Here is a 10,382-nt window from a genome sequence, read left to right as displayed (position 1 = left end):
TTATCTCTATATTGTTTAAATAGTAGCTTATTTTTAACTTTTTGTCAGTTAAATATTAAGTTGAATACGAAGAAGGAAACGTTATGGCAACACTTTCTTTATCACATATTTATAAACGTTATCGTAATGGTTTTGAAGCTGTGAAAGATTTTAATCTTGAAGTGGCAGATAAAGAATTCATTGCGTTAGTTGGGCCTTCAGGTTGTGGTAAATCAACAACATTAAGAATGATCGCTGGTTTGGAGGATATTTCCGAAGGAGATTTTTCTATTGATGATCGTCGTGTGAATGATGTTGAGCCGAAAGATCGCGACATCGCAATGGTGTTTCAATCTTATGCACTTTATCCTCATATGACTGTTTACGAAAATATGGCGTTTGCTTTGAAATTACGAAACGTTGATAAAGCGGAAATTGACCGCAAAGTGCGTGAAGCAGCAACTATTTTAGGTTTAGATGAGTTGCTGGATCGTAAACCGAAAGCTTTATCTGGAGGGCAGCGACAACGTGTTGCTTTAGGCAGAACTATAGTGCGTTCACCGAAGGTCTTTTTGATGGACGAACCACTTTCAAATTTAGATGCCAAGTTGCGCAGTAATATGCGTGCAGAAATTATCCGGATTCATAAAAAACTGAATGCGACCACGATTTATGTGACTCACGATCAAACCGAAGCAATGACAATGGCAGATCGCATTGTTGTGATGAGTGCAGGGATTGTACAACAAATCGGTACGCCGAAAGAAATTTATGATAAACCGGCTAATTTGTTTGTTGCCGGATTTATTGGGGCGCCCACAATGAACTTTTTAAAAGGATGGTTAGAGAATCACTCTTTTGTGACGGCGGATCATCATCAGTTAGCTATTCCCGATGAAATCTGGCAGCAACTAGTGGCACTAGGTCAAGAGGGTAAAGAGGTCGTTTTAGGTATTCGTCCCGAGAATGTTTCTAATGAGCCGTTATTACTTGGTTCTTATCAGAATGCGAGAGTATCAGCACCGGTATATGTCGCAGAGTTGTTAGGTGCAGAATATATTGTTCATACCAGTTTGGGTAATCAATCGATAAAAGCGATCGTCCATTCTCGGCAAAAAATTGAAATGGAGCAGCAAATCACGCTTGCGTTTGATATGAAGCGAGCTCATTTCTTTGATCCAACCACAGAGCAAGCCTTGTTGTAATCGCTCTTAATATATATGAGGTGAGTTATGAAATTCAAAAAATTATTAACTGTTGCAGCATCTGTGGTGTTCGCCACATTAGTGCTAAATGGCTGTAAAGATGAAAAATCACAAACTACGAATACAAATGTGAGTACAGAACCATCGGAGTTAGCTGGTGATATTACGATGTGGCACTCTTTTACTCAGGGACCACGTTTGGAAATTATCCAACAGGCAGCGAATGACTTTATGCAAAAGAATCCGAAGGTCAAAATTAAAATTGAAACCTTTTCTTGGAATGATTTTTATACCAAATGGACAACAGGATTAGCTTCAGGAAATGTGCCGGATTTGAGTACAGCATTACCGAATCAAGTTGTTGAGATGATTAATGTTGAGGCATTATCTCCAATTAATGATTTGATTGATGATTTAGGTCGAGATAGATTTTCTACGGCTGCAATCAATGAGGGGACTGTAGGAGAGAATAATTATTCGCTTCCTTTGTATTCTCACGCGCAAGTGATGTGGATTAGGAAAGATTTATTGGAGAAAAATGGATTATCCGTGCCGAAAACGTGGGATGAGTTGTATCAGGCAGCTAAGGCATTAACTAAAGATGGGGTATATGGTCTATCTGTGCCAATGGGGACGAATGATTTTATCGCAACTCGCTTTTTGAATTTATATGTGAAAAGCCGTGGCGGTAGTTTGCTTACTAAAGATCTAAAAGTGGACCTCACCAGTGAAATTCCACAAGATGGTATTAAATACTGGGTGAAAATGTATAAAGAAACTTCACCGAAAGATTCTATTAACTACAATGTCTTACAACAGGCGACCTTGTATTATCAAGGAAAAACTGCGTTTGATTTTAACTCTGGTTTCCAGATTGGCGGTGTTCAAGCGAATACACCACAGTTATTAGATTTTGTTGATGCTTACCCAGTACCAAAAATGGATGTGAATGATCCTGATTATGGCTTGGAAACAGCAAATATTCCTTTAGTGGTTTGGAAACATTCAAAACATCCTGAAGTTAGTAAAGCCTTTATTAAAACGCTTTATGATAAGGATCGTTATATTAAATTTCTTGCTTCAGTTCCGGTAGGAATGTTACCGGCTCTTAAAGATATTGCGAATGAGCCAGCTTATAGAGATAACCTAATGGTGAAAAAATTCTCTCATGCAGAAAAAGTGATTTCAGATGCAGTACAAACCGGCACTGCAATAGGGTATGAATATGGGCCAACTGTACAAGGCGGTTTATTAACGAATCAGCACATTATTGAAGCAATGTTCCAAGATATTGTAGTGAATGGCACAGATCCGATGGTAGCCGCTAAAAAAGCAGAAGATCAGCTAAATACTTTATTTGAAACGGTTGCTCAATAAATTCTAGGGCGGTCATTGCCGCCCATTATCCTCAAAGTAGATACAGATTCTCAGTAACTGAGAAGGGGGTTTTATGTATCAAAAAAACTATACAAGGTGGATTTTTGTCCTGCCCGCGATGATAGTGGTATCGGTATTATTCGTCTATCCATTCTTATCAAGCATTTTTTACAGCTTTACCAATAAGAATTTGATTATGCCGAACTGGAAGTTTGTTGGATTTGATAATTATATAGCGGTAATTAACGATCCTAGTTTTTGGTTAGCATTTTCTAATTCGATCTTATGGACAGTATTTTCTTTGGTTGGACAAGTATTAGTAGGATTTGCGCTAGCAATGGCATTACATCGTATTCGTCATTTGCAATGGTTATACAAAATCTTATTAATTATTCCGTGGGCATTTCCAACTATTGTTATTGCCTTTTCTTGGCAATGGATTTTAAACGGTGTATACGGCTATTTGCCGAATATGATTGTGAAACTCGGATTAATGGATATTGCGCCGCACTTTCTTTCTGATAGTACTTGGGCTTTTGTCAGCTTGGTGTTTATTAACGTTTGGTTTGGCGCACCACTGATTATGGTGAACGTTTTATCCGCCTTGCAAACCGTACCACAAGAACAATACGAAGCGGCGAAGATTGACGGTGCGAATGCGTGGCAAGTGTTCCGCCATATTACACTTCCACATATTAAAGTGGTGATTGGATTATTAGTGGTGTTACGCACGGTTTGGGTGTTTAACAACTTTGACATTATCTATCTCATCACGGGTGGTGGGCCAGCTAACTCAACAATGACCTTACCTATCTTTGCCTACAATATGGGCTGGGGAACCAAAATGCTTGGTCGTTCTTCTGCGGTAACGGTGCTGCTATTTATCTTCCTATTACTTATTTGCTTTATCTATTTCAAAGTGATTAGCCGTTGGGAAAAAGAGGGGGAATAAAATGAAAACGAAAAAATCGATTTTAGGTGATATTGTTGCACATCTGTTTTTATTAATTGCAACAGTAGTTGCAGTATTTCCTTTAGTCTGGATTATCATTTCTTCTATCAAAGGTAAAGGTGAATTAACCAGTGAACCCACCCGTTTTTGGCCAAAGGTGTTTACCTTGGACTATTTTGAACACGTGATTAACGACTTACATTTTATCGTTAATATTCAAAATAGTTTGGTTATTGCCTTAATTACAACATTAATTGCTATCATCATTTCAGCAATGGCGGCTTATGGCATTGTTCGATTTTTCCCGAAATTGGGGGCAGTAATGTCGAAATTATTGGTTACTACCTATATTTTTCCACCAATTCTATTGGCAATTCCTTATTCCATCGCAATGGCGAAAGTTGGACTAACCAATACAATGACTGGGCTTATTGTGGTCTATCTCTCATTTAGTGTGCCTTATGCGGTCTGGTTGTTGGTTGGATTTTTCCGAACCGTTCCTATCGAAATTGAAGAAGCTGCGCGGATTGATGGTGCAAATAAATTTACCGTGTTTTTCAAAATTGTATTGCCATTAGTTGCGCCCGGCATTGTAGCAACGGCAATTTATACCTTTATTAATGCGTGGAATGAGTTCTTATATGCTCTTATTTTAGTAAACGATACGAGCAAAATGACAGTAGCGGTAGCATTACGTTCATTAAATGGTGCAGAGATTTTAGATTGGGGTGATATGATGGCGGCTTCTGTCTTGGTTGTATTGCCGTCCGTGCTGTTCTTCACCTTTATCCAGAACAAAATTGCAGGTGGGCTTTCTGAAGGCTCAGTGAAATAAACTTATATCTATTCTTTTAGGAGAAATAAAATGACAAATTATGCTGTGATTGGTGTCGGCTATTTTGGTGCAGATTTAGCCAGAATTATGAATGAAAATGATGATGCAAAAGTGGTGGTTGTTTATGATCCAGAAAATGGTAAAGCGGTCGCTAAAGAATTAGGTTGTGAAGCAGCCGATTCGTTAGAGGATGCGGTATCTCGTGCGGATGTGGATTGTGTGATTGTGGCAACACCGAATTACTTACATAAAGAACCCGTATTACTTGCAGCAAAATATAAAAAACACGTTTTTTGTGAAAAGCCGATTGCACTAAGTTATCAAGACTGCGATGAAATGGTCAGAGCCTGCGAGGAGAACGGCGTAGTCTTTATGGCAGGGCATATTATGAATTTCTTTAATGGCGTGCATCACGCTAAAGAGTTGATTAACCAAGGTGTGATCGGGAAAGTACTTTATTGCCATACCGCACGTAATGGTTGGGAGGATGTTCAGCCTTCTATTTCTTGGAAAAAAATGAGAGAAAAATCAGGCGGACATTTATATCACCATATTCACGAATTGGATTGTGTTCAATTTTTAATGGGGGGAATGCCGAAAACGGTTACGATGACAGCAGGAAATGTCGCTCATCAAGGAGAACAATTTGGTGATGAAGATGATATGTTATTCCTCAATCTTGAGTTTGATGATGGTAGATTTGCTGTATTGGAATGGGGATCAGCTTTCCGCTGGGGAGAACATTATGTGCTGATTCAAGGGGAAAAAGGTGCGATTAAATTGGATATGTTCCATTGTGGCGGCACTTTACGTGTGGACGGCAAAGATAGCCATTTTTTGATTCACGAAAGCCAAGAAGAAGATGATGATCGTACCAGAATTTATACCAGTACAGAAATGGACGGTGCTATTCAATATGGGCATCCTGGCAAACGTACACCGCTTTGGCTTAATTCCGTAATGCGTAAAGAAATGAAATACTTAAATGACATTATGCACGGTATGAAACCAAGTAAAGAATTTGAAAAATTGCTTACTGGAGAGGCAGCAAGAGCGGCGATTGCCACCGCAGACGCTTGTACTAGATCCAGATATGAAAATCGAAAAGTGGAATTAAGTGAAATTCTGCATTCATAATCAGTAAATTTCATTGCGTTAATCAAATAGCCAACAATACCTCTGAGTTGTTGGCTATTTTTTTATAATTTGATTTCAGATTGATAGATCTATGAATACTTGGCATTAACACCATTTTCGGTAAAAGAGATTGTCTCAAGGAGATACTGAAGGGAAATTTTAATATTCAAACATCAAAGTATTTGAGAATAGTTATCATCTAATTAAAATGGAATTTATTAACTAAACCATAAATAAAATGATTAAAAATAAGATAAAGATTAATAAAAGAAGAAAGATGATAAAATTTATCAAAAAAATTTTGCCACTGTTGATATTTTTTGGTATGTTCAAAATCCTCTTACAATAATAAAACAAACACAACATTAAGGAATCCATATGCTTTATAACAAAGATGAAGTTCGTGAGAACTGTGGCTTTGGCTTAATTGCCCATCTTGAAGGTGAGCAAAGTCATAAAGTTGTGCGTACAGCAATTTTAGGTTTATCCAGAATGCAGCATCGTGGTGCGGTATTGTCTGATGGTAAAACTGGTGATGGCTGTGGCTTACACTTGCAAATGCCAAAACGTTTTTTTCATTTTATTGCTGAAGAACAGGGATTTAAATTAAATAAAAATTTTGGTGTTGGACAGATCTTTTTCCCGACAGATCCGCAGTTGATCGAGCAATATCAAGCAATTATCAAAGAAGAATTAACTAAAGAAACGCTGACAATTACAGCTTGGCGTGATGTTGCTATTAATCCTGCTGTATTGGGATCTATTGCGGCGGCAAGTTTGCCGGCAATTAAGCAGGTTTTTGTTAATGTTCCTGCCGGTTGGGGCATAAAGGATATGGAACGTCGTCTATTTATGGCACGTCGCCGTATCGAAAAGCGAATTGATCATCCTGATTTTTACATCTGTAGTTTTTCAAGCCAGATCATTATTTATAAAGGCTTATGTATTCCGAAAGATTTGCCGAAATTCTATCTTGATTTGGCTGATTTACGTATGGAAAGTGGGATTTGTTTATTCCATCAACGTTTTTCAACCAATACTTTACCAAAATGGAAATTGGCGCAGCCATTCCGTTATTTAGCACATAATGGTGAAATCAATACTATTTCTGGTAATCGTGCGTGGGCAAGAGCGCGTGCTTATAAATATCATACTCCACTTATCCCTGACTTACAGACTATTGCACCTTTTGTTAATGAAACAGGGTCAGACTCAAGTTCTTTAGACAATATGCTTGAATTGTTTGTTAACGGAGGTATGGACTTATTCCGTGCAATGCGTTTGCTTATTCCACCTGCGTGGCAACATAATCCGGATATGGATGATGATTTGAGAGCATTCTATGACTTTAACTCAATGCATATGGAGCCTTGGGATGGACCGGCAGGAATTGTATTGAGCGATGGGCGTCACGTTGCTTGTAATCTTGATCGTAACGGTTTGCGTCCGGCACGTTATGTCATTACACAAGATAAATTAATTACGATCGCCAGTGAGGTGGGGATTTGGGACTATGCGCCAGATGAAGTGATTGAGAAAGGGCGTATTGGACCGGGAGAACTGTTGGTAATAGATACCGAACACGGTAAATTAATTCATTCTCAAGAGATTGATAAAGAGTTGAAAGAACGCCATCCATATCGTGAATGGTTGGAGCGTAATGTTCACCGTTTAGTACCGTTTGAAGAGATACCTGATGAGAAGATTGGCAAGGCGGAATTTTCGCCACAACAGCTCCTCACCTATCAAAAACAATTCGCTTATAACAAAGAAGAATTAGAAAATTTATTACGTGTACTAGGAGAAAATGGTCAAGAAGCAGTTGGTTCAATGGGAGATGACACACCATTTGCTGTGTTATCTACTCATCCACGAGTAATTTATGACTATTTCCGTCAGTATTTTGCACAGGTTACCAATCCACCTATAGATCCGCTTCGTGAAGCACACGTGATGAGTCTTAATACCAGCATTGGTCAGGAGATGAGTGTTTTCTTTGAAACGGAAGGGATGTCTCATCGTGTAAATTTTAAATCACCGGTATTGCTTTATTCTGATATGCAGCAATTGCTCGCTTTATCACAGGAATATTACAAACACGAAATTTTGGATGCAACTTATGAGCCTAAATCGGTTGGTTTAAAACAGGCGATAGAAGAGTTGGCAGATAGAGCCGAGCAGGCGGCTCGCAACGGTACTGTATTGCTGATTTTATCGGATCGTGGAATTTCTCCGTTTAGAGTGCCGATTCCTGCGGCACTGTCTGTTGGTGCGGTGCAACAACGTTTAGTAGAAAAAAATCTTCGTTGTGATTCCAATATTATTGTTGAAACTGGTTCAGCGCGAAATCCTCATCACTTTGCTGTTTTATTAGGATTAGGAGCGACTGCAGTTTATCCGTATCTTGCATACGAAAGTTTAAGTGAAATGGTGGCAGGTGGTGCGATTACTAAACCACTACGCACTGTTTTGTTGAACTTTCGCAAAGGAATTGACAAAGGGCTTTATAAAATTATCTCCAAGATGGGGATTTCAACTATTTCATCTTATCGTTGTGCACATTTATTTGAAGCGGTTGGTTTTAATAAAGAGATTGTTGAATTATGTTTTAAACGGATTACTTGCCGTATTGAGGGTGCTTCTTTTGCTGATTTGGATCAGGATATGCAGTGTTTGCAACGTGATGCGTGGCGTGCAAGCCAAGCATTGCCGACAGGCGGTTTGTTGAAGTATAAACCTGACGGTGAATATCACGCTTATAATCCTGAGGTAGTGAACTATTTACAACAGGCAGTAAACAGTGGTGATTATCGAATTTATCAGAAATATGCTGATACCGTTAATAACCGTCCAGTGGCAACTATCCGTGATTTATTACAATTAAATATTGATGAAAGCAAGGCGATTGCGGTTGATAAAGTTGAGCCGGCAGAAAATCTATATAAACGTTTTGATACTGCGGCGATGAGTATTGGCGCATTAAGTCCTGAAGCTCACGAAGCTTTGGCGATAGCAATGAATCGTCTTGGTGGCTATTCCAATTCAGGTGAAGGCGGAGAAGATCCTCGTCGTTATGGCACAGAAAAAGTTTCCCGAATTAAACAAGTGGCATCTGGTCGATTTGGTGTAACACCAGCATACTTAATGAGTGCAGATGTGATTCAGATTAAAGTTGCTCAAGGCGCAAAACCGGGTGAAGGAGGTCAATTACCGGGCGACAAAGTAACGCCTTATATTGCTCAATTGCGTTATGCTGTGCCGGGATCAACATTGATCTCTCCACCGCCTCATCACGATATTTATTCAATCGAAGATTTAGCGCAATTAATCTTTGATTTGAAACAGATTAATCCTAAGGCATTGATTTCTGTTAAATTAGTATCTTTACCGGGTGTTGGCACAATCGCAACTGGTGTTGCTAAGGCTTATGCCGATTTAATTACAATTGCTGGTTATGATGGTGGTACGGGAGCAAGTCCGTTATCCAGTGTGAAATATGCCGGTTCTCCTTGGGAGCTGGGATTGGCAGAAGCTCAACAGGCATTAGTTGAAAATAATCTTCGTCATAAAGTTCGTTTGCAAGTTGATGGCGGATTGAAAACTGGTTTAGATGTGATTAAAGCGGCTATTTTGGGTGCGGAAAGTTTTGGTTTTGGTACTGGGCCGATGATTGCATTAGGTTGTCGTTATCTCAGAATTTGTCATTTAAATAACTGTGCAACCGGTATTGCAACTCAAGATGAAAAATTGCGTAATGAGCATTATCACGGCTTGCCGGAAAAAGCGATGAATTACTTTAAATTTATTGCACAGGATGTGCGTGAATGGCTGGCAAAATTAGGTGTTGAAAAATTAACGGATTTGATTGGACGTACTGATTTATTAACGATTATTGAGGGGAAAACCACAAAACAGCGCGGTTTAGATTTACAGAAATTGTTGTATGCACCGCAAGTGCCAGCAGGCAGTGCAAGATATTGTACGCAAAGTAATCCACCTATGGATAAGGGATTACTGAATAAAGCAATTTTGAAAGAAGTTGGTGATGCGTTTGATTATAACGATGAACAGCATCTTGATTTGACCTTTGATGTTAATAATACAGATCGTTCTGTCGGTGCAACCTTATCCGGTATGATTGCGAATAAATATGGTAATAACGGTCATGCACGCAAGAAAGTGGATATTCTCTTAAACGGTACAGTTGGACAAAGTTTTGGAGTATGGTTAGCTGGCGGTGTGAGCTTATATTTGACTGGTGATGCCAATGACTATGTCGGTAAAGGTATGGCTGGAGGAAAAATTGTTATTCGTCCTCATACAGGAGTAAGTTTCAAAGCTGAATTATCGACAATTGCTGGTAATACTTGCCTTTATGGTGCGACAGGAGGAAGTTTATTTGCCTCCGGTCGTGTTGGTGAACGTTTTGCAGTGCGTAACTCTGGCGCAACTGCGGTGGTTGAAGGCATTGGGGATAATGGCTGTGAATATATGACTGGCGGAGTGGTTTGTGTGTTGGGTAAAACTGGTATTAATTTCGGTGCAGGTATGACGGGTGGTTTTGCCTATGTGCTTGATGTTGATGGTAAATTCCGTAGTCGTATTAATCCTGATTTAGTCGAGGGATTATCGATTGTCGAATTGCCTATCTATCAAGAGCATTTGCGTGGATTATTAGTACATCATCACGATGAAACACATAGTCCGTTAGCAGAACGCATTTTGAATAATTGGAGTGATTTCGCTGATAAGTTTGTATTAGTCAAGCCAAAAGCAAATGATCTCAATGCGTTATTAGGGCATCAACGCCGCACCGTCAATGAGCTTGGTGTGGTAACACAGTAATTTTCCATCGTCCGGGAGAAATCCCGGTCGCTCTCAGACAAGTAAAAGGAAA

6 protein-coding genes are annotated in these 10,382 nt (G+C 39.2%); all 6 read left to right on the top strand.

The window, feature by feature from the left end:
- The first annotated feature begins 83 nt into the window (after positions 1 to 83).
- The 6 genes from P375_RS00735 (at position 84) to gltB (ending at position 10,330) form a co-directional block, all read left to right on the top strand.
- The gene (locus P375_RS00735; protein ID WP_039085896.1) at positions 84 to 1,184 is read left to right on the top strand and encodes an ABC transporter ATP-binding protein; all 1,101 of its coding nucleotides are present in this window, start codon (positions 84 to 86) and stop codon (positions 1,182 to 1,184) included.
- Positions 1,185 to 1,211: 27 nt separating this feature from the next.
- A complete protein-coding gene (locus tag P375_RS00730) occupies positions 1,212 to 2,561 on the top strand; it encodes an ABC transporter substrate-binding protein (RefSeq protein WP_039085898.1) in 1,350 nt (449 codons plus the stop codon).
- Between the two features lie 73 nt (positions 2,562 to 2,634).
- Complete coding sequence (locus P375_RS00725; protein WP_039133208.1) at positions 2,635 to 3,513, top strand: carbohydrate ABC transporter permease; 879 nt, start codon at positions 2,635 to 2,637, stop codon at positions 3,511 to 3,513.
- 1 nt (position 3,514) lies between these two features.
- Positions 3,515 to 4,348 carry a carbohydrate ABC transporter permease gene (locus P375_RS00720; RefSeq protein WP_013745353.1) on the top strand — a complete coding sequence of 278 codons (834 nt, stop codon included), beginning with the start codon at positions 3,515 to 3,517 and terminating at the stop codon, positions 4,346 to 4,348.
- Between the two features lie 30 nt (positions 4,349 to 4,378).
- Positions 4,379 to 5,485, top strand: coding sequence for a Gfo/Idh/MocA family protein (locus P375_RS00715; protein ID WP_039133205.1), 1,107 nt, complete (start codon positions 4,379 to 4,381; stop codon positions 5,483 to 5,485).
- A gap of 378 nt (positions 5,486 to 5,863) precedes the next feature.
- Positions 5,864 to 10,330, top strand: coding sequence for a glutamate synthase large subunit (gene gltB, locus P375_RS00710; protein WP_039133203.1), 4,467 nt, complete (start codon positions 5,864 to 5,866; stop codon positions 10,328 to 10,330).
- The last annotated feature ends 52 nt before the right edge of the window (positions 10,331 to 10,382 follow it).

Origin of the sequence: Gallibacterium genomosp. 2 (assembly GCF_000771895.1) — a bacterium.
Classification (GTDB): Bacteria; Pseudomonadota; Gammaproteobacteria; order Enterobacterales; family Pasteurellaceae; genus Gallibacterium.
Note: the sequence above shows the minus strand (reverse complement) of the source record. Positions and strands in the feature narration are given on the sequence as shown.